The sequence below is a fragment of the Streptomyces sp. NPDC107498 genome (genome assembly GCF_055582805.1).
The window spans coordinates 123340-143935 of sequence record NZ_JBVJPE010000020.1; the positions used below are offsets into that span (position 1 = coordinate 123340).

Annotated in this window: 17 protein-coding genes; 3 read left to right on the top strand and 14 right to left on the bottom strand. The window is 71.7% G+C overall.

Annotation, left to right across the window (positions count from 1 at the left end; all coding sequences use genetic code 11):
• From alaS to ACZ66Z_RS29305, 3 genes are read right to left on the bottom strand one after another with little or no spacing between them, the layout of a single operon-like run.
• Entirely contained in the window at positions 1-2670 is a 2670-nt protein-coding gene (gene alaS, locus ACZ66Z_RS29295) for an alanine--tRNA ligase (protein ID WP_469938363.1), read from the bottom strand.
• A complete protein-coding gene (locus ACZ66Z_RS29300) occupies positions 2670-3023 on the bottom strand; it encodes a DUF6167 family protein (protein WP_469938364.1) in 354 nt (117 codons plus the stop codon). The genes alaS and ACZ66Z_RS29300 overlap by 1 nt, the downstream gene beginning before the upstream one ends.
• Positions 3024-3029: 6 nt before the next feature.
• Entirely contained in the window at positions 3030-3467 is a 438-nt protein-coding gene (locus ACZ66Z_RS29305) for a DUF948 domain-containing protein (RefSeq protein ID WP_469938365.1), read from the bottom strand.
• Between the two features lie 158 nt (positions 3468-3625).
• Here ACZ66Z_RS29305 and ACZ66Z_RS29310 point away from each other — a divergent pair, with 158 nt between their 5' ends.
• Positions 3626-5890, top strand: coding sequence for an ATP-binding protein (locus ACZ66Z_RS29310; RefSeq protein ID WP_469938366.1), 2265 nt, complete (start codon positions 3626-3628; stop codon positions 5888-5890).
• Between the two features lie 34 nt (positions 5891-5924).
• Here the strand turns inward: ACZ66Z_RS29310 and rpsD are convergent, their stop codons facing one another.
• From rpsD to ACZ66Z_RS29335, 5 genes are all read right to left on the bottom strand, one after another.
• On the bottom strand, positions 5925-6539 hold the full coding sequence (gene rpsD, locus ACZ66Z_RS29315) for a 30S ribosomal protein S4 (protein ID WP_015032311.1): 615 nt from the start codon (positions 6537-6539) through the stop codon (positions 5925-5927).
• A 379-nt stretch (positions 6540-6918) separates the two neighbouring features.
• Positions 6919-8274 (bottom strand): replication-associated recombination protein A, encoded by a 1356-nt coding sequence (locus ACZ66Z_RS29320; protein WP_469938367.1) that lies wholly within the window; start codon positions 8272-8274, stop codon positions 6919-6921.
• Between the two features lie 43 nt (positions 8275-8317).
• Positions 8318-8944, bottom strand: coding sequence for a vitamin K epoxide reductase family protein (locus tag ACZ66Z_RS29325; protein ID WP_469938368.1), 627 nt, complete (start codon positions 8942-8944; stop codon positions 8318-8320).
• 132 nt (positions 8945-9076) lie between these two features.
• Positions 9077-10339 carry a histidine--tRNA ligase gene (hisS, locus tag ACZ66Z_RS29330; protein ID WP_469938369.1) on the bottom strand — a complete coding sequence of 421 codons (1263 nt, stop codon included), beginning with the start codon at positions 10337-10339 and terminating at the stop codon, positions 9077-9079.
• An 8-nt stretch (positions 10340-10347) separates the two neighbouring features.
• Positions 10348-11064 carry an MBL fold metallo-hydrolase gene (locus ACZ66Z_RS29335; protein WP_469938370.1) on the bottom strand — a complete coding sequence of 239 codons (717 nt, stop codon included), beginning with the start codon at positions 11062-11064 and terminating at the stop codon, positions 10348-10350.
• A gap of 163 nt (positions 11065-11227) precedes the next feature.
• Between ACZ66Z_RS29335 and ACZ66Z_RS29340 the strand changes: the two genes are divergently transcribed.
• Together ACZ66Z_RS29340 and ACZ66Z_RS29345 are read left to right on the top strand one after the other, a co-directional pair.
• Positions 11228-12025, top strand: a complete 798-nt coding sequence (locus tag ACZ66Z_RS29340) for a peptidylprolyl isomerase (RefSeq protein ID WP_469938371.1) — start codon at positions 11228-11230, stop codon at positions 12023-12025.
• Positions 12026-12249: 224 nt separating this feature from the next.
• Positions 12250-13479 (top strand): DUF349 domain-containing protein, encoded by a 1230-nt coding sequence (locus ACZ66Z_RS29345; RefSeq protein WP_469938372.1) that lies wholly within the window; start codon positions 12250-12252, stop codon positions 13477-13479.
• A gap of 65 nt (positions 13480-13544) precedes the next feature.
• Here ACZ66Z_RS29345 and ACZ66Z_RS29350 read toward each other — a convergent pair whose 3' ends face one another.
• From ACZ66Z_RS29350 to ACZ66Z_RS29375, 6 genes are all read right to left on the bottom strand, one after another.
• Positions 13545-15995: a RelA/SpoT family protein gene (locus ACZ66Z_RS29350; RefSeq protein WP_469938373.1), complete on the bottom strand. Its 2451-nt coding sequence runs from the start codon at positions 15993-15995 to the stop codon at positions 13545-13547.
• Between the two features lie 226 nt (positions 15996-16221).
• Positions 16222-16773 (bottom strand): adenine phosphoribosyltransferase, encoded by a 552-nt coding sequence (locus ACZ66Z_RS29355; RefSeq protein WP_469938374.1) that lies wholly within the window; start codon positions 16771-16773, stop codon positions 16222-16224.
• A complete protein-coding gene (gene secF, locus ACZ66Z_RS29360; protein WP_469938375.1) occupies positions 16770-17840 on the bottom strand; it encodes a protein translocase subunit SecF in 1071 nt (356 codons plus the stop codon). Before secF ends, ACZ66Z_RS29355 begins: the two co-directional genes overlap by 4 nt.
• Before the next feature lies 1 nt (position 17841).
• A complete protein-coding gene (gene secD, locus ACZ66Z_RS29365; RefSeq protein ID WP_469938376.1) occupies positions 17842-19608 on the bottom strand; it encodes a protein translocase subunit SecD in 1767 nt (588 codons plus the stop codon).
• Between the two features lie 142 nt (positions 19609-19750).
• Positions 19751-20236 (bottom strand): preprotein translocase subunit YajC, encoded by a 486-nt coding sequence (gene yajC, locus ACZ66Z_RS29370; protein ID WP_469938377.1) that lies wholly within the window; start codon positions 20234-20236, stop codon positions 19751-19753.
• Between the two features lie 165 nt (positions 20237-20401).
• The coding region (locus ACZ66Z_RS29375) for a Holliday junction DNA helicase RuvB C-terminal domain-containing protein (protein WP_469938378.1) at positions 20402-20596 on the bottom strand (195 nt) is incomplete at its 5' end.

Consider the following 20596-nt stretch of genomic DNA (forward strand, 5'->3'; position numbering starts at 1 on the left):
TCACGCCGTCTCCACCACGAGGCGCTCGACGGCGGCGATGGCCTCGCCGACGGCCTGCGGGTTCTGCCCGCCGCCCTGGGCGACGTCCGGCTTGCCGCCGCCACCGCCGCCGAGGGTCTTGGCGGCCGTGCGGACCAGCTCGCCGGCCTTGAGGCCGCGCTCGCGGGCCGCCTCGTTGGTGGCGATGACCGTCAGCGGCTTGCCGCCCACCGTGGTGAACAGGGCCACGACCGCCGGGCGGTCGGAGGGGATCCGGCCGCGCACGTCCAGGACGAGCCTGCGGAGGTCGTCGGCGCCGGTGCCGTCCGGGACCTGCCCGGTGACGAGGGCGACGCCACGGATGTCGCGGGCGGAGTCGACGAGCCCGGCGGCGGCCTGGAGGACCTTCTCCGCGCGGAACTTCTCGATCTCCTTCTCGGCGTCCTTCAGCTTGCCGAGCATGGTGGAGATCTTCTCCGGCAGCTCCTCGGGGCGGCCCTTGACGAGCTCCTGGAGCTGGGCGACGACCGTGTGCTCCCTGGCGAGGAAGTGGTACGCGTCGACACCGACGAGGGCCTCGATGCGGCGCACGCCGGAGCCGATGGACGACTCGCCGAGCAGCTTCACCAGGCCCAGCTGGGCGGTGTTGCCGACGTGCGTGCCGCCGCACAGCTCCTTGGAGAAGTCGCCGATGGTGACGACGCGCACCTGCTCGCCGTACTTCTCGCCGAACTCGGCGATGGCGCCCTGGCGCTTGGCCTCGTTGATCGGCATGACCTCGGCGTGGACCTCCAGCTCGCGCGCGAGGACCTCGTTGATCTTCTGCTCGACGTCGGTGAGGACCGCGCCGGGGACGGCGTTCGGCGAGCCGAAGTCGAAGCGGAAGCGGCCGGGCTGGTTCTCGGAACCGGCCTGGGCGGCCGTCGGGCCGAGCGCGTCGCGCAGGGCCTGGTGCGTCAGGTGCGTGGCGGAGTGGGCGCGGGCGATGGCCCGGCGGCGCTTGACGTCGATGGCGGCGTAGGCGGTGGCGCCCACGGTCACCTCGCCGACCTGCACGGAGCCCTTGTGGACCGAGACGCCCGGGACCGGCTGCTGGACGTCGCGGACCTCGATGACGGCGCCGCCGTGCAGCTTGATGCGGCCCTGGTCGGCGATCTGGCCGCCGCCCTCGGCGTAGAACGGGGTGCGGTCGAGGACGACCTCGACCTCGTCGCCCTCGGAGGCGGCCGGCGAGGGGACGCCGTTCACCAGGAGGCCGACGACCGTGGTCTCGCCCTCGGTGTTGGTGTAGCCGGTGAACTGGGTGGCGCCGTTGCCGTCGGCGATCTCCCGGTACGCGGTCATGTCGGCGTGACCGGTCTTCTTGGCCTTGGCGTCGGCCTTGGCGCGGTCCCGCTGCTCCTTCATCAGGCGGCGGAAGCCGTCCTCGTCCACGGAGAGGCCCTGCTCGGCGGCCATCTCCAGGGTGAGGTCGATCGGGAAGCCCCAGGTGTCGTGGAGCAGGAAGGCCTTCTCGCCGGCGAGGACCGTGCCGCCGGCGGCCCTGGTCTCGGTGACGGCGGTGTCGAGGATGTTGGTGCCGCCCTTGAGGGCCTTCAGGAAGGCGGCCTCTTCGGCGAGGGCGACCGTCTCGATGCGCTTGCGGTCGGTGACCAGCTCCGGGTACTGCTCGCCCATCGTGTCGATCACCGTGGTGACGAGGTCCTGGACGACCGGGCCGGTGGCGCCGAGCAGGCGCATGTTGCGGACGGCGCGGCGCATGATGCGGCGCAGCACGTAGCCGCGGCCCTCGTTGCCGGGGGTGACGCCGTCGCCGATGAGCATCACGGAGGTGCGCATGTGGTCGGCGACCACGCGGAGCGAGACGTCGCTGTCGTGGGCCTTGCCGTAGTCGACGCCGGTGAGTTCGGTGGCCTTGTCGATGACGACCTTGAGGGTGTCCGTCTCGTACATGTTCTGGACGCCCTGGAGGATCATCGCCAGGCGCTCCAGGCCGAGGCCCGTGTCGATGTTCTTCGACGGCAGTTCGCCGAGGATCGGGAAGTCGTCCTTGCCGGAGCCCTCACCGCGCTCGTACTGCATGAAGACCAGGTTCCAGATCTCCACGTACCGCTCGTCGTTGACGGCCGGGCCGCCCTCGACGCCGAAGTCGGGGCCGCGGTCGTAGTTGATCTCGGAGCACGGGCCGCAGGGGCCGGGGACGCCCATCGACCAGTAGTTGTCCTTCTTGCCGAGGCGCTGGATGCGCTCGGCCGGGACGCCGACGACGTCGCGCCAGATCCGCTCGGCCTCGTCGTCCTCCAGGTAGACGGTGATCCAGAGCTTCTCCGGCTCCAGCCCGTAGCCGCCGTGCTCCACCGGGGTGGTCAGCAGCTCCCAGGCGAGCTTGATGGCGCCTTCCTTGAAGTAGTCGCCGAAGGAGAAGTTGCCGCACATCTGGAAGAACGTGCCGTGCCGGGTGGTCTTGCCGACCTCTTCGATGTCCGGCGTGCGCACGCACTTCTGCACGCTGGAGGCACGCGTGAAGGGCGGCTTGACCTCACCCAGGAAGTAGGGCTTGAACGGCACCATGCCGGCGGGGACGAGCAGCAGAGTCGGGTCGTCCGCGATGAGCGACGCCGAAGGGACGACGGTGTGCCCGCGCTCCTCGAAGAAGCTCAGCCAGCGGCGGCGGATTTCAGCCGACTCCATCAGTGGTCCTCATTCCGGTTGTACGAACTCGTGGGCGTCTTGGAAAACGAATGGGTGGTCGGGCGGGCGACCGGACCGAGCGCGGCCCTCCGGCGCGACTCCGGGAGTTCCCGGCCCGGCTCCACGGGTGCGGCCAGGCCGAGGGCCTCGTCCAGCTCGGCCTCGCGCTGGAGCATGCCCGCCCTCACGTCGAGGGCGAAGTCCCTGAGCCGGTGCCCGGTCTCGACGGCCTTGTCCGCCGCCTGGGCGGCGAGGCTCTCGGGGGTCAGCTGCTTCAGCTTCCGGTTGACCTTGGCGGTGGCCCACACGCCGGCGGCTGCGCCGGCCGTGAACCAGAACGTGCGGCGGAACATCGCGGCTCAGCCCTTCTGCTTCCGGCGTCGTGAGGACGACACGGTACGGCCGACGATCACAGTGCGGCGGTCGGTGGCCCGGGGCGCGTCCCGGTCCTCGCGGCCCCGGCCCAGCGCCTTGCGGACGCCGTAGCCGAAGGCGGCCACCTTGACGAGCGGGCCGCCGAAGGTGGAGGCGACGGTCGTGGAGAGCGCGGAGGCGTTGGAGGTGACCTCCTGGACGTCCGAGGCGATGGCGTCGACCCGGTCGAGCTGGGTCTGCGCCGAGCGCACGGTCGCGGACGCCTCCGCCAGCAGGGGGACGGCCTGTTCGGTCACGTCCGCCACCAGCCGGGTGGTCGCCCTGAGCGTCTGCGCCAGTCTCACCAGTGCCACGGCGAGGAAGGAGACGAGGATCGCCCAGAACACGGCCACCAGGATCCCGGCAACCTCTCCACCGGTCACTGTGCACCGCTCTCTGCTGTCGTTGGGCCTTGTGAAAAGTCGTCCCCCGACCCTATCGCGCCCGGGCTGTCCTGCCGTACCGCATTACCGTCCGCGGGACGGGAGTTACGGGATCCCGATTGTACGGAGCGCGCGCGGGTGGGTACGCTCCGTGTCCCATGCGACGGAGCAATCTCCCGGCGGAGCTGAACCGGTTCGTCGGACGGGCCGCCGAGCAGGCCGCGCTGACGGCGCTCCTCGAGACGTCCCGCCTGGTCACGGTCGTGGGCGTGGGCGGGGTCGGCAAGACGCGGCTGGCGCTGCGGGCTGCCGCGCAGGCGCAGAAACGCTACGGCGAAGGGGTCCGGCTCGTCGACCTCGTGCCGCTGCGCGACCCGGACCTGGTGGCACACGCCCTGGTGGAGGCCCTCGGGCTGACCGACCACACGCCGAAGGCCCCGCGCGAGGTCCTCGTCGAGCACCTCGCGGAGCGGCGGACGCTGCTGGTGGTGGACGGCTTCGAGCACCTGGTGGAGGGCTGCGCGCCGCTGCTGCGGGACCTCCTCGCCCACGCGCCCGGGCTCACCGTGCTCGCGGCCGGCCGGCGGCCCCTGCGGGTGGCGGGCGAGGCGGTGTTCCCGCTGGCGCCGATGGACGAGGCGGACGCGGTGGCGCTCCTCGTCGAGCGGGCGGCGGAGGCGGGTGCGCCGATGACCGGGAATCCCCCCGCGGGCCCGGGCGCGCCGCCGATCGGGAACCCCTCCGCGGCCCCGGGCGCGCCGGGCTTCGCGGCGGCCGGGCCGCGGGCGGCTTCGGGGTCCGGTCCCGAGGCGGTGCGGGAGCTGTGCCGACGGCTCGACGGGATCCCGCTCGCCCTCGAACTGGCGGCCGGCCGCCTCCCCCTCCTCTCGGTCGAGCAGGTGCTGCACCGCCTCGACGACCGTTTCCGGCTCCTGACGGACGGCGGGCGCGGGGCGCTCCCCCGCCATCGGACGCTGCGCACCGCGATCGGCTGGAGCCACGAGCTGTGCACCCCGGAGGAGCGGCTGCTCTGGGCACGGCTCTCCGTCTTCGCCGGCCCCTTCGACCTGGAGGCGGTGGAGTACGTGTGCGGGAGCCGGGAACTGCCGCCGGACCGGGTCCTGGACCTCCTCGGAGGCCTGCTCGCGCAGTCGCTGGTGTCGCGGGAGGACACCCCCGCGGGCCCCGCCTACCGGCTCCTGGACACGGTCGCGGCGTACGGGGCGGAGTGGCTGGCGGCGCTCGGCGAGACGGAGCGGGTGCGGCGCCGGCACCGCGACTGGTACATGGGCCTGGCCACCTGGTGCGAGCTGGAGTGGTTCAGCCCCCGCCAGGCGGAGGTGGCGGCCTGCACGGACGCGGCGCTGCCCAATCTGCGGGCGGCGCTCGACCTGTGTCTCGAACTGCCGGAGGACGCGCACCTCGCCCAGCACCTGGCGGGCACGCTCTGGTTCGCCTGGGTGGGCTGCGGGCGTCTGTCGGAGGGCCGGCACTGGCTGGAGCGGGCGCTCGCGCTCGATTCGGGGCACGAGGAGGCCCGGCTCAAGGCGCTGTGGGTGCTGGGCTACGTGACGGTCCTGCAGGGGGACGGCACGGCGGCGGTGGCGGCGCTCCACGAGTGCGGGGAGCGGGCCCGCTCCTCGCGGAACGCGCTGGCGGAGGCGTACGCGACGCACCGGATGGGCTGTCTCGCGCTGCTCTCGGACGACCTGCCGCGGGCCGAGTCGCTGATCGGGCGGGCGCTCGACTCCTACCGGGAGCTCGGCGAGCTGAACAGCAACGTGCTGATGGGGCAGGTCGAGGTGGCGATGGCGCGGGCCTTCCGGGGCGACCTGGAGGGAGCGGTCGCGATCTGCCGGGAGGTGCGGGAGGTCTGCGAGGAGCGCGGGGAGCTCTGGACCCGGGCCTACGCCCTGTACGTCCTGGCCTTCGCGGCGTGGACCCGGGACGCGTACGGGGAGGCGCGGGAGCTGCTCACCGAGTGCGTCTCGATCAACCACACCTTCCGCGACCTGGTCGGTCTCGTCCTGGCGGTCGAGCTGCTCGCGCTCGTGACGGCGAGCGAGGGCGATCCGGCGGAGGCCGCGGTCCTCCAGGGGGCGGCGGTGCCGGTCTGGGACGCGGTGGGCATCCGCCTCTTCGGCTCGGAGGCCTTCGACGGGCCGCGGGCGCTGTGCGAGCAGCGGGCCGCGGAGGCCTTGGGCGCGGAGGCGTTCGACGCCGCGGTCCGGGCGGGCCGGGGGCTCTCGCTCGACGAGGTCGTGGAGCGCGCGCTCGCCCGGCACCGGGACCCGGCGGTCGTCGGCGGCCCGGCGGACGCGACGGCCCCGCGTCCGTTCCGTACGGCGGGGTCGGCGGCGGTCCCGGGAACGCGGAAGCCCGCCGGCTCCCCCACCGGAAAGGGCGGGGAAGCGGCGGGCTGAACACCGCGGGGGTGGTACTGCGCCGGCGCCGGGATCAGCGGGCGTAGTACTCGACGACCAGCTGCTCGTCGCAGATGACCGGGATTTCCTTGCGGTTCGGGTCGCGGTCGAGGCGGAAGGCCAGGGCCTTCAGGTTGACCTGCAGGTAGCGCGGGGTCTCGCCGTCGGCGGCGAAGCCACCCTCACGGGCCATCTCGAACAGCGGCTTGGTGCGGCTGCGCTCGCGGACCATGACGACGTCGTCCGGACGGACGCGGAACGACGGCTTGTCGACCTTGCCGCCGTTGACCTGGATGTGACCGTGCACGACCATCTGGCGGGCCTGGTAGATGGTGCGGGCGATGCCCGAACGCAGGACCAGGGCGTCGAGGCGACGCTCGAGCTCGACGACCAGCGCCTCGCCCGTCTTGCCCTCGGCCTTCTTGGCGCGGTCGTAGGCGCGCGCCATCTGGCGCTCGCTGATGTCGTACTGGGCGCGCAGACGCTGCTTCTCGAGCAGACGGACCTTGTAGTCCGAGTTCTGCTTGCGGCCGCGGCCGTGCTCGCCCGGCGGGTAGGGGCGGGCCTCGAAGTACTTGACGGCCTTGGGGGTCAGCGCGATGCCGAGGGCACGCGACTTCTTGACCTTGGGACGGGACTGGTTCGGCATGAACCAACCTCTCTCATTGATGCGAAAACGGCTTCACCAGGGTTAGGGGAGGTCGCATCCGCAGCCGGGAAACCCGCCGGGTCCGTACGGGACGGACCTGTCGGGCAGCCGCTCCCAGGTCTGGGCACATACGTGCAGCACGCGAACGACCCATCGCCGCTCCCGGGAATCCGGGTGGTGATGGGTGGCACGCGACACCCTCGAAGGTGCGCGACGCTCCTGGAGACCCCGCCGGGGGCCGGGTCTCCGACTGACTGTCCCGTTCTGGTGGTGCCGACCGGAGCCGGACACGGGACGCAGCGATCCGGACCAGTGTACCGGCTCCGGGGAGCGCCCTCGTACCGCCCGGGGATCCGGGACCCGATCCGGACGACGGGCCCTAGCCCCCTTCGCCCTTCAGGCGTTCGCGCACCCGCTCCACCACGTCCGCGTACCTCGCCTCCGCGCCGTAGCGGGTGGGCTCGTAGTACCGGCGGCCGTGGAGGGTGTCCGGGGCGTACTGCTGGGCCGCGATGCCGCCCGGTACGTCGTGGGGGTACACGTAGCCCTGGGCGTGGCCGAGCTTGGTCGCGCCCTTGTAGTGGCCGTCGCGCAGGTGCGGCGGGACCGCGCCCGCCAGGCCGCCCCGCACGTCGGCGAGGGCGGCGCCGATCGCGGTCGTCGCCGCGTTCGACTTCGGGGCCAGCGCCAGGGCGATGGTGGCGTGGCTCAGGGTGAGGGCCGCCTCGGGGAAGCCGATCATGGCGACGGCCTGGGCGGCGGCGACGGCGATCGGCAGGGCGTTCGGGTCGGCGAGGCCGATGTCCTCGCTCGCGGAGATCATCAGCCGGCGGGCGATGAAGCGCGGGTCCTCCCCCGCCTCGATCATCCGCGCCAGGTAGTGCAGGGCCGCGTCCACGTCCGAACCGCGGATCGACTTGATGAGCGCGCTCGCCACGTCGTAGTGCTGGTCGCCGTCCCGGTCGTACTTCACGGCCGCGCGGTCGACGGTCTCCTCCACGGTCTGGAGGGTGATCTCGGCCTCGCCCTTGGCGATCGCCGCGCCCGCCGCGGCCTCCAGGGCGGTCAGGGCCCGCCGGGCGTCGCCGCCGGCGACGCGCAGGAGGTGCGCCTCGGCGTCCTCCGGCAGGGTCACGGCCCCGCCGAGGCCCCGCTCGTCGGTGAGGGCCCGGGTCATCAGGCCCTTCAGGTCCTCGTCGGTCAGCGGTTCCAGGGTGAGGAGCAGGGAGCGGGAGAGGAGCGGGGAGATCACGGAGAAGTACGGGTTCTCCGTGGTGGCGGCGATCAGCGTCACCCAGCGGTTCTCGACGGCCGGCAGGAGCGAGTCCTGCTGGGCCTTGGAGAAGCGGTGGATCTCGTCGAGGAAGAGGACGGTCTCCTTGCCGAAGCCGCCGACCGCGCGCCGGGCGCCGTCGATGACGGCCCGGACCTCCTTGACGCCGGCGGTGATCGCGGAGAGCTCCACGAAGCGCTTGTTCGTGGCCTTGGAGACGACGTACGCGAGGGTCGTCTTGCCGATCCCCGGCGGCCCCCAGAGGATCACCGAGGAGGCGCCGGCGGGGCCGCCGTCCCCGTCGCCGACGAGCCGGCGCAGCGGCGACCCGGGCTTGAGCAGGTGCTGCTGGCCCACCACCTCGTCGAGGGTGCGGGGGCGCATCCGCACGGCCAGCGGGCTGCTGGTCGGGTCCTTCTCCTGGCGGTCTTCTGCTGCTGCGGTAAAGAGGTCGGGCTCCACAGTGTCGAAGCCTAGGTCACCGCACCGACAGTCCGGGTTCCCGTCAGCTCGTCCAGAAGTCCCACCAGCGGGTCAGGATCAGCATGCCGATGATCCCGACGTGCAGGACGGGCAGGACCCAGGTGAACTCGTCGAAGAAGGTCCTCAGGCCGGCGGGGGCGGGGAGGACGCCGCGGCGCACGTTGTGCGAGGTCACGTACCAGAACATGACGATGGTGGCGGTCCAGGTGAGGCAGCACCACAGGCAGAGCGAGTTGATCTCGTACAGCGACTGGTACGTCAGCCAGGTGCAGAAGCCGACGCCGAAGAGCGTTCCGGCGTTGAGGCCGAGCCAGTACCAGCGGCGGTGGCGGGCGCCGGCGAGCAGGCCCACGCCGATCGCGACGACCATGCCGTAGGCGACGAGGCCGAGCATCGGGTTCGGGAAGCCGAAGACCGAGGCCTGCTCGCTCTTCATGACGTTGCCGCAGGAGACGATCGGGTTGAGGCTGCACCCGGGCGTGAAGCCGGGGTCTTCGAGCAGCTTGAACTTGTCGATGGTGATGACCCAGGCGGCGAGCAGTCCGGCCGCGCCGGTGATCACGAGGAGCCAGGAGAAGGCCCGGCTCGCCCCGATCGTGCCGTCGCCGTCCCGGCCGGATCCGACCTCGTCCACCGCTGCCTTCGCCATGTCACCTTTTCCTCGCTCGACCGGCCTTGTGGGCACGGTCATTCTGCAACACGGACCTGTCCTCCGGCCGTTCGCGGGAGATAAGGAAGGGCCCGGACCAGGCGTGTGGTCCGGGCCCTTCCGTACGTCGGATCAGGCCAGCTTGGCCCGTACCGCCTCCACGAGACCGTCCAGGGCGACCGCCTGCTGCTCGCCGGACTCCATGTCCTTGAGCTGGACGACGCCCTCGGCGAGGTCGCGCTCGCCGGCGACGACGGCGAGGCGGGCGCCCGAGCGGTTGGCGTCCTTCATCGCGCCCTTGAGGCCCTTGCCGCCGAAGGAGAAGTCGGCGGCGACGCCGGCCCTGCGGAGCTCGGTGACCTTGCCGAAGAGGAGCCGACGGGCCTCCTCGCCGAGGGCGACGGCGAAGACGCTGGTGGCCGCGGGGACGTCGAGCTCGACGCCCTCCGCCTCCAGGGCGAGGACCGTGCGGTCCACGCCGAGCGCCCAGCCCACCGACGGCAGCGCGGGGCCGCCGATCATCTCGGAGAGGCCGTCGTAGCGGCCGCCGCCGCCGACCGCGGACTGCGAGCCGAGACCGTCGTGCACGAACTCGAAGGTGGTCCGGGTGTAGTAGTCCAGGCCGCGCACCAGCTTCGGGTCGTCCTCGAAGACCACGCCCGCCGCGGTGATCAGCGCGCGCACCTCCTCGTGGTACGCCTTGCACGCGTCGCACAGGTAGTCGCGCAGGAGCGGGGCGTCGACCAGCTGCTTCTGGACGTCGGCCCGCTTGTCGTCGAGGACCCGCAGCGGGTTGATCTCGGCGCGGCGCAGGGTGTCCTCGTCGAGATCGAGGCCGCGCAGGAAGGTCTGCAGGGCCTCGCGGTAGACGGGGCGGCACTCCTTGTCGCCGAGCGAGTTCAGCAGGATGCGGAAGTTCCGCAGGCCGAGGGCGCGGTACGCCTCGTCGGCCAGGATGATCAGCTCGGCGTCCAGCGCCGGGTCCTCGGCGCCGATCGCCTCGGCGCCGACCTGGGAGAAGTGCCTGTAGCGGCCCTTCTGCGGGCGCTCGTAGCGGTAGTACGAGCCGGAGTACCAGAGCTTCACGGGGAGGTTGCCCTGCTTGTGCAGGTTCGCCTCCAGGGCGGCGCGCAGCACGGAGGCGGTGCCCTCGGGGCGCAGGGCGAGCTTGTCGCCGCCCTTGGTCTCGAAGGCGTACATCTCCTTGCTGACGATGTCGGTGGACTCGCCGACGCCGCGGGCGAAGAGGTTCACGTCCTCGAAGCCGGGGGTCTCGACGTAGCCGTAGCCCGACTTCCGCAGCGGCGCGGCGATCGCGTCACGGACCGCCAGGTACGTGGCGGAGAACGGCGGGATCAGGTCGTACGTGCCCTTGGGGGCCTTGAAGCTGCTCACGTGAGTCGTCACATTCCTCGTCGGGGAGCGTCCGTGCTGCCGCTCCCTTGGCGGCCGGCGGCCACGTCCCGCAGATAGGGGTTCGTGGCGCGCTCCTGGCCGATGGTCGTCTGGGGACCGTGTCCCGACAGGACCACGGTCGAGTTGTCGAGCGGCAGGCACACGCGGGCCAGCGACGCGAGCATCTCGTCCATGTCACCGCCGGGAAGGTCGGTGCGTCCGATGGAGCCGGCGAACAGCAGATCCCCGGAGAAGAACACGGAGGGGACCTCCGTGGTCTCGGGCATCCGGAAGGTCACCGACCCCTTGGTATGACCGGGCGCGTGGGCGACGGAGAACTCCAGACCGGCGAGCTCCAACCGGGCGCCGTCGGCGAGCTCGCGCACGTCGTCGGGTTCTCCCACGGTCAGCTCGCCCATGAGGGGCATCCCGATGGAGCGGCCGAGGGCCTTCTCCGGGTCGCTCATCATGTAGCGGTCGGACGGGTGGATCCACGCGGGGACGTCATGGGCGCCGCACACCGGAACGACGGAGGCGACGTGGTCGATGTGTCCATGGGTGAGGACGACGGCGACGGGCTTGAGCCGATGCTTCTTCAGCGTCTCCTCGACACCCTGCGCGGCCTGGTGGCCGGGGTCGATGATCACGCACTCCTCGCCTGCGGCGGGGGCGACCAGATAGCAGTTGGTCCCCCAGGCCCCGGCGGGGAACCCGGCAATCAGCACGTTCGTCCTTAGGTGTCGTCCGGCACGGGGGCGCGGAACTCGTGGAAACACGGAATGCGGCAGATCAGAGCCTACCGGCGGTGCCGCTTCCACAGCCAACCCGTATACGGTACGGGCACATCCGGCCAGGACAGGAACAGACGAGCGACAAGGAGCGGACCCGGTGGTCACCAGCGATCAGCGGCGGCGGCAGCTTGCCAGGGAGAAGTACGCGCGGCAGCAGCAGCGGCGGGAGGAGAACCGGCGCAAGGCGAAGCGCCGCAACACCGTCATCGCGGCCGCCCTCGCGGTGGTGCTGGCCGCGGGCGGCGCCGTGTACGCCTCCGTGGCGCTGACGGACGATTCCTCGAAGGGCTCGGACAGCGCGGCGGGCGACAGCCCGACCGGCACCCCGACGCCCACGGAGAGCGAGTCGAAGAGCCCGGAGCCGAAGCTGACCGTGGACACGAAGGCCACGTACGCGATGGCCCTGAAGACGAACGAGGGCGCCGTCACGATCACCATGGACGCGGCGAAGACCCCGCACACGGTGAACTCGTTCCAGCACCTCGCCGACAAGAAGTACTTCGACGGGACCAAGTGCCACCGCCTCACGACCCAGGGCATCTACGTGCTCCAGTGCGGCGACCCCAAGGGCGACGGCACCGGCGGCCCCGGCTACACGATCCCCGACGAGAACCTGGGCGCCCTCGGCAAGGCGGGCGCGGACGGCACCGTGACCTTCCCGGCCGGCACCGTCGCCATGGCCAACACCGGGCAGCCGGGCTCCGGCGGCTCGCAGTTCTTCCTCGTCTACAAGGACACCAAGCTGCCGCCGACCTACACCCCCTTCGGGAAGATCGACGCGGCCGGCCTCAAGGCGGTCCAGGACGTGGCGAAGGCGGGTGTCGAGGGCGGCGCGACGGACGGTGCCCCGAAGAAGCCCGTCACCGTCGAGAAGGCGACCGTCACGAAGAAGTGAGCCCGCTCGTCCGCACGCGCGCGTGACCTTTCGCGAGCACGCGCGCGTGGCCGCCGAATCTCGGTCGCGCTGAGTGCGGACAGCCGGGCCGCCGTTCGCCTAGATTGGCGTTGTGCAGCGTGGGCCGTCGGCCGCGCTGCGGAAGGCGGGCGAGGCCCGCCGGGAAACTGTGGACGATGCCCGGGGGGTACGACCCCGCGACGGCATCATGGTGAGGAGGCGCTGTGAGCAGCGACCCGTGGGGCCGCGTCGACGAGACGGGCACCGTGTACGTGCGGACGGCCGAGGGCGAGAAGGTCGTCGGATCGTGGCAGGCCGGCACCCCTGAGGAGGCCCTGGCCTACTTCGAGCGCAAGTACGAGGGCTTGGTTGTCGAGATCGGCCTCCTCGAGAAGCGGGTGAGGACCACCGACCTCTCGGCGAAGGACGCCACCGCGGCGATCGAGCACATCCGGCAGCAGGTCGACGAGCACCACGCCGTCGGCGACCTGGCCGCGCTCGCGGCCCGTCTCGACAAGCTCGTCGAGACGGTCGACTCGCGCCGCGAGGAGCGCAAGGCCCAGAAGGCCAAGCAGACCGACGAGGCGCGCGCCGCCAAGGAGCGGCTCGTCACCGAGGCCGAGGAGCTGGCCCAGAGCGAGCAGTGGCGCTCCGCGGGCGAGCGGCTGCGGGCGCTCGTGGACACCTGGAAGGGCCTTCCCCGGCTCGACCGCAAGTCCGACGACGAGCTGTGGCACCGCTTCTCGCACGCCCGCTCGGCGTTCTCGAAGCGCCGCAAGGCCCACTTCGCGTCGCTGGACGCCCAGCGCGAGGACGCCCGCAAGGCGAAGGAGCGCCTGGTCGCCGAGGCGGAGTCGCTGTCGAACTCCACGGACTGGGGCAACACCGCGGCCCGCTACCGCGAGCTGATGGCGGAGTGGAAGGCGGCCGGCCGCGCGCAGCGCGAGCACGAGGACGACCTGTGGAACCGCTTCCGCGGCGCCCAGGACGTCTTCTTCGCGGCGCGCGGCGAGGTCTTCGCCGAGCGGGACGCGGAGCAGACCGAGAACCTCAAGCTGAAGGAGGAGCTCGCGTCCGAGGCCGAGAAGCTGGTGCCGGTGACGGACCTGAAGGCGGCGCGCGCGGCCTTCCGTTCCCTCAACGAGCGCTGGGAGGCCGTCGGGCACGTCCCGCGCGACGCCCGCCCCAAGGTCGAGGGCCGGATGCACGCGGTGGAGCGGGCGATCCAGGAGGCCGAGGAGGCCGAGTGGCGCCGGACGAACCCGGAGGCGCGTGCGCGTGCCGCGGGTCTGACCGGTCAGCTCCAGGACGCCGTCGAGAAGCTGCGCAAGCAGATCGACGCGGCCCGCGCCGCCGGCAACGACGCCAAGGCCGACAAGCTGGCGCGTGAGCTGGAGGGCCGTCAGGCCCTGCTCGACCAGGCGCTGAAGGGCCTGGAGGAGTTCGGCGGCTGACGCCCCGACCCCTGCTCCACGAGGAAGGCCCCCGGCTCCGTGCCGGGGGCCTTCCTCGTGTGCCGCTACGGGCGCCGGGCGCTGGTCACGCGGTAGACGTCGTAGACGCCCTCCACGCCCCGCACGGCCTTCAGGACGTGCCCCAGGTGCTTCGGGTCGCCCATCTCGAAGGTGAAGCGGGAGGTGGCCACCCGGTCGCGGGAGGTCTGGACGGCCGCCGAGAGGATGTTGACGTGCTGGTCCGAGAGGACCCGGGTGACGTCCGAGAGGAGCCGGGAGCGGTCCAGGGCCTCGACCTGGATGGCGACGAGGAAGACCGAGGACTGGGTCGGGGCCCACTCGACCTCCAGGATCCGCTCCGGCTCCCGGGAGAGCGACTCCACGTTGACGCAGTCGCTGCGGTGGACCGACACGCCGCTGCCCCGGGTGACGAAGCCGATGATCGGGTCGCCGGGGACGGGCGTGCAGCAGCGGGCCAGCTTGACCCAGACGTCCTCGACGCCCTTGACGACGACGCCGGGGTCGGTGCTGGAGCGGCGCTTGGACCGGCCGCGGGTCGGCGGGGCGGTCTCGTCGATGTCCTCGGTGGCGGCCTCCTCGCCGCCGAGCGCCTGCACCAGCTTCTGCACGATGGACTGGGCGGTGACGTGGCCCTCGCCGATCGCCGCGTACAGCGAGGAGATGTCGCTGTAGCGCATCTCGTGGGCGAGGGTGACGAGGGAGTCGCCGGTCAGGATCCGCTGGATCGGCAGGTTCTGCTTGCGCATGGCCCGCGCGATGGCGTCCTTGCCCTGCTCGATGGCCTCGTCGCGGCGCTCCTTGGAGAACCAGGCGCGGATCTTGTTCCGGGCGCGCGGGGACTTGACGAAGCCCAGCCAGTCGCGGGAGGGGCCGGCGCCGGCGGCCTTGGAGGTGAAGACCTCGACCAGGTCGCCGTTGTCGAGGGTCGATTCGAGCGGCACGAGCCGCCCGTTGACCCGCGCCCCTATGGTGCGGTGGCCGACCTCGGTGTGGACCGCGTACGAGAAGTCGACGGGGGTGGCGCCGGCGGGCAGCGCGATGACGTCGCCCTTCGGCGTGAAGACGAAGACCTCGTTGCGGGAGAGGTCGAAGCGCAGGGACTCCAGGAACTCTCCGGGGTCCTCGGTCTCCTTCTGCCAGTCGAGGAGCTGGCGCAGCCACGCCATGTCGTTGAGGTGGTCGTCCTTGCCGGTCTTCTTCGGCACGTCGGTGCGCACCTTGGAGGCGCCGGCGACGGCCTCCTGCTTGTACTTCCAGTGCGCGGCGATGCCGTACTCGGCGCGCCGGTGCATGTCGAAGGTGCGGATCTGGAGCTCGACGGGCTTGCCGTTGGGCCCGATGACCGTCGTGTGCAGCGACTGGTACATGTTGAACTTCGGCATCGCGATGTAGTCCTTGAACCGGCCGGGGACCGGGTTCCATCGCGCGTGGACGGTGCCGAGGGCCGCGTAGCAGTCGCGGACGGTGTCCACGAGGACGCGGATGCCGACCAGGTCGTAGATCTCCGCGAAGTCACGGCCGCGGACGATCATCTTCTGGTAGACGCTGTAGTAGTGCTTGGGGCGGCCGGTGACGGTGGCCTTGATCCGGGCGGCCCGCAGGTCGGCCTGGACCTCGTCGGTCACTATGGCGAGGTACTCGTCCCGCTTGGGGGCGCGCTCGGCGACGAGCCGGACGATCTCGTCGTACATCTTGGGGTAGAGGATCGCGAAGGCGAGGTCCTCCAGCTCCCACTTGATGGTGTTCATGCCCAGCCGGTGCGCCAGCGGGGCGTAGATCTCGAGGGTCTCGCGGGCCTTCTTCTCCTGCTTCTCCCGCTTGAGATAGCGCATGGTGCGCATGTTGTGCAGGCGGTCGGCGAGCTTGATGACCAGGACGCGCGGGTCCTTGGCCATGGCCACGACCATCTTGCGGACGGTCTCGGCCTGCGCGGCCTCGCCGAACCTGACCTTGTCGAGCTTGGTGACGCCGTCGACGAGGAGCGTGACCTGGTCGCCGAAGTCGCGGCGCAGGTCCTCCAGGCCGTACTCGGTGTCCTCGACGGTGTCGTGGAGCAGCCCGGCCATCAGGGTCGCCGGGTCCATGCCGAGCTCGGCGAGGATGGTGGTGACGGCGAGCGGGTGCGTGATGTACGGGTCGCCGCTCTTGCGCTTCTGGCCGCGGTGCCAGCGCTCGGCGACCTGGTAGGCCCGCTCGATCTGGCGGAGCGTCGCCGTCTCGATCTTGGGGTCGTTGGAGCGGACGATCCGCAGCAGCGGTTCGAGGACCGGGTTGTACGGGGAGGAGCGCTGGACGCCGAGCCGTGCGAGGCGGGCGCGGACGCGGTTGGACGAGCCGCCGGAGCGGGCGGGCGCGGGCCGCTCGGGGGCGGCGGGCGCGGCCGGCGCAGGCCTGGTCTCCGCCGGCTTGTTCTGGGGCGTGCCCGTCCCCGGCGCGGCCTCCTCGGCCTTCGGGTCGGGCTGCGCGGCGGAGAGTGACTGGGCCTCGTCTGGCAAGAAGCGCTCCTCTGCGGTCCCCCCGGACGGAGTCTGGGGGAGGTTCCGGGTCCCCCGGTCAGGCCCGGAAAGGCCATGGTATCGAGCCACGACTCGCGGTGCTCACGCGCCCGGGTTTCGGACGGCTCCCGGACGGGCAGTGGCGCGGGCCCCGGGGTCGTCCAGGAGAACGCGGAGGGGCGCCCCGGGATTCCCCGGAGCGCCCCGATCGGGGTGGACCCCGATGTCAGACCGTGATCAGCGCCGTGAGCGGCGCGCCGTTCAGGGCCGGTTCCAGCCGGGCGCGGCCCGGGAGGAAGCCGAGCTCCATGAGGACGGCGACGCCCGCGACCTCGGCGCCCGCGCGGCGGATCAGCTCGAGGGAGGCCTCGGCCGTGCCACCGGTGGCGAGGACGTCGTCGATGACCATGACGCGGTCGCCCGCGGTCAGGTCCTCGGCGTGCACCTCGATCTCGGCGGTGCCGTACTCCAGCTCGTACGCCTGGCGGAGCGTGGCCCCGGGGAGCTTGCCGGCCTTGCGGACCGGGATGAAGCCCAGGCCCGCGCGGACGGCCACCGGGGCGGCCAGGATGAAGCCGCGGGCCTCCAGGCCGACGATCTTCGTCGCGCCCTGTGCGGAGCACAGCGCGGCGAGGGCGTCGGTGAGCGCCGTGAACGCCGCCGGGTCCGCGAGCAGCGGCGTGATGTCCTTGAACAGCACGCCCGGCTTCGGGTAGTCGGGGACGTCACGGATGCGGCTGAGAAGGAGCTCGGTGACGTCCGGGGCCTCCGCGGTCATCCTCGGTGCTCCCGGGTGCCGCGACGGCTCGTCCGGGGGCCGACGACGGCGGCCTCGGCGGACGGGTCGTCCGCCGCGTCCAGCGGCTCGCCCTTGGCGGCGGCGCCGGCGCGCTTGGCCAGGATGCGCTTCCTGAGCGCCTTGATCGACGGCTCGCGCTCCTTGAGGTCCGCCACGAGCGGGGTGGCGATGAAGATCGAGGAGTACGCGCCGGCCGCGAGACCCACGAACAGCGACAGCGAGATGTCGTTGAGCATGCCGGCGCCGAGGACGCCGCCACCGATGAAGAGCAGGCCGGCGACCGGCAGCAGCGCGACGACGGTGGTGTTGATCGAACGGACCAGGGTGCCGTTGATCGAGCGGTTGGCCAGCTCGCTGTAGGTGAAGCGGGTCTGCTTCGTGATGTCCTTCGTCTGCTCCTTGAGGGAGTCGAAGACGACGACGGTGTCGTACAGCGAGTAGCCGAGGATCGTCAGCAGACCGATGACCGTGCCCACGGTGACCTCGAAGCCGACCAGTGAGTAGATGCCCACCGTGATCGTGAGGTCGTGGATGAGGGCGACGAGCGCCGCGACCGCCATCCGCCACTCGAAGGCGATGGCCAGGTAGATCACCACGAGGATCATGAAGACCCCGAGGCCGGTCCAGGCCTTGGTGGCGATCTGCTCGCCCCAGCTGGGGCCGACGAGCTCAGCCGCGATCTTGTCCTCGGGGACGCTCAGGTCCTTGGCGAGCTCCTCGCGGACCTGGTCGGACTTCGCGGTGTCGAGACCGCCGACCTGGATGCGCAGGGAGCCGTTGCCGAGCTTCTGGACGATCGCGTCGTGGCCGGAGGCCTCTTCCGCGTAGTCCTGGGCCTGGCTGACGGAGACGTCCGTCTTCGGGGTGGTGAAGACGGCGCCGCCCTGGAACTCGATGCCCATGTTGAGGCCGCGGACGGCCAGGGCCACGATGGCGGTGATGGTGATCAGGATGGACAGGCCATACCAGATCTTGCGGTTGCCGATGAAGTCGTAACCGACCTCACCGCGGTGGAGCCGGGCGCCGAGATCGCCGAGCTTCGACATCTCACGCCTCCTTCGCGTCGACGGGGGCGTGGGCACGGCGGGCGCGGCGCAGCGGGGGCTTGGCGCCGAGCCGCTTCGGGTCCAGACCGGACCAGGCGTGGCCGTTGCCGAAGAACTTGGTCCGGGCGAGCAGCGTCATGACCGGCTTGGTGAAGAGGAACACCACGACGATGTCGAGCAGGGTGGTCAGGCCGAGCGTGAACGCGAAGCCCTTGACCTTGCCGACGGTGACGATGAACAGCACGGCCGCGGCCAGGAACGACACGAAGTCGGAGACCAGGATCGTGCGGCGGGCGCGCGGCCAGGCGCGCTCGACGGCCGGGCGGAGCGTGCGGCCCTCGCGGAGCTCGTCGCGGATGCGTTCGAAGTAGACGATGAACGAGTCCGCGGTGATGCCGATGGCGACGATGGCGCCGCAGACGGCCGGCAGGTTCAGCGCGAAGCCGATGGCCGGGCCGAGCAGGGCCATGATCACGTAGGTGAGGAGCGCCGAGACGCCGAGGCTGAGGATGGCGATCAGCGACAGGCCGCGGTAGTAGGCGACCAGGTAGATGACGACCAGGCCGAGGCCGATGGCGCCGGCCAGGATGCCGGCCTGCAGCTGGTCGCCGCCGAGCGCGGCGGTGACGGTGTCGACGCTCTGGGTCTGGAACGTGAGGGGCAGGGCGCCGTAGGACAGGATGTTGCCGAGGTCCTGGGCGGACTGCTGGTTGAAGCTGCCGGAGATCTCCGCGCTGGCGCTGAGCGTCTGGCGCACGGAGGGCGCCGAGACGACGTCGCCGTCCAGGACGATCGCGAAGCGGTTCTGCGGGTCGGTCTGCTGGGAGAGCTTGCCGGTGATCGACTGGAACTTCTTGGAGCCGCCGTCCGTGAAGTCCATGGTGACGATCCACATGCCGCGCTGCTGGTCGAAGACGCCCTTGGCGTCGTCGACGTCCTTGCCGTCGACCTCGGCCGGGCCCAGGAGGTACTTCGACCAGACGCCCGGGGAGTCCTCGCCGCAGGCCACGGTGGGCTGGGCCGGCTTGACGCCCTGGCCGGCGGCGCTGCGCGCCTTGGGGTCGAGGCAGTTCAGGGTGGCGAACTTCTGCTCCAGCGCCGCGGTGGCGGGGTCGGGCTTCGGGGGCGCCTGCGGGGTCCCGGTGGCCTTCGGCTTCCCGGAGGGCGAGGAGCTCGTGGTGGGCGTCGGGCTCGGGGCCTTGAGGGCCTCGGTGAGCGCACGGCCCTGCGTGGAGGCGGTGGCCGTCGGGGTGGCCGACTTCTCGCCCACCGTCGCGCCGGAGGAGGCGGAGGAGGACGGCTTCGGCGAGCCCGAGGGCTTGCCGGAGGGCGTGGCGCTCGGCGCCGTCTGCGGCGCCGCGGGCGCGACGGCGAGAACGGGGCGGAAGTAGAGCTGGGCGGTGGTGCCGACCTGCTCGCGGGCCTGCTTCTCGTTCGTCCCGCGAGGGATGTTGACGATGATGTTCTCGGCGCCCTGCGTCTGAACCTCGGCCTCGGAGACACCCAGACCGTTGACACGGCGCTCGATGATGCCGACCGCCGTGTTCATGTTGGTCTCGTTGACCGCCGACTCCTGGCCGGGCTCGGCCTTCGCCTTGAGCGTGATCGACGTGCCGCCGGCGAGGTCGATGCCGAGGCGCGGGGTGGTGTGCCCCGACCAGAACATCCCGCCGGTGAGCGCGACCATGGCGATCAGGATGAGTGCCAGGGCGCGGCCCGGACGGCTCTGTCCCCCCGCCGGCCTTCGGCCCTTCTTCGGTGCTGCCACCTGTCGTATCTCCCTGTCCAACCGCCTCGCGCCGGGTATGCGCGAGACGGCCACGAAGTGTGTGTGGGGACCTGCCCCCGCAGACGTGGAACCGTTCCGGGGACCGCGCGCGCCGGTGGGCGTGCGCGGTCCCCGGCCGCGACTACTTCGCGTCGGTCTCGCCGTCGGCCTTGCCGTCCTTCTGGCCCTCGGCGTCGGTCTCGGCCGCGTCCGACTTCTTCGTCAGGTCGGCCTTCGGCGCGTCCTCGACGGTCTTCGGCGCGTCCTCGACGGGCTGCGCGTCCTCGACGGCCTCGGTCAGCGAGGAGGCGTCGTCCGGGACGACGGTGTCGGCGTCCGACTCCTCGTCGCCGTGGACGATCCGGTTGTACTCGGAGTCCTCGAGGACCGCGCCGATCGCGTTCTTGGCGTAGACCGCGTGCACGCCCGGCGCGACCTCGAGGAGAACGGTCTCGTCGCCGATCTCCTTGACGGTGGCGTACATCCCCCCGATCGTCCGTACGCCGGTGCCGGGCTGCATCTCGTTGCGCATCTGCGCCGCCGCCTGCTGCTTCTTCTTGGCAGAGCGGGTCATCAGGAACATGGCCCCGATGAGGACGATGAAGGGGAGGAGGGTCACGATGCTCACGGGACGGGTTTCCTTCGCACGGTCGCGGAGAAACCGCGGCCTGATCTTCGGGGGTGGGCGCGCCGACCAGAAAGGGCGGCATCGGCGGAGTCTAGGCGAGTCCGCATCGATGGAACAACGTCCAGCATCGCACCGCGGTTCCGGTCCGGGCGAGTGTCCGCACCGTCACGCCCCGAAGAGCCCCTGTTGTCCCGTTCCCGCGCCGCTCCCCGCGCCGCCCGGGCCCGCTGCCTGCGGCGGAACGAGTCCGAGGTGCGTCCACGCCGCGGGTGTGGCGACCCGGCCGCGGGGCGTCCGGGCCAGCAGACCCTCCCGTACGAGGAAGGGCTCGGCGACCTCCTCCACCGTCTCGCGCTCCTC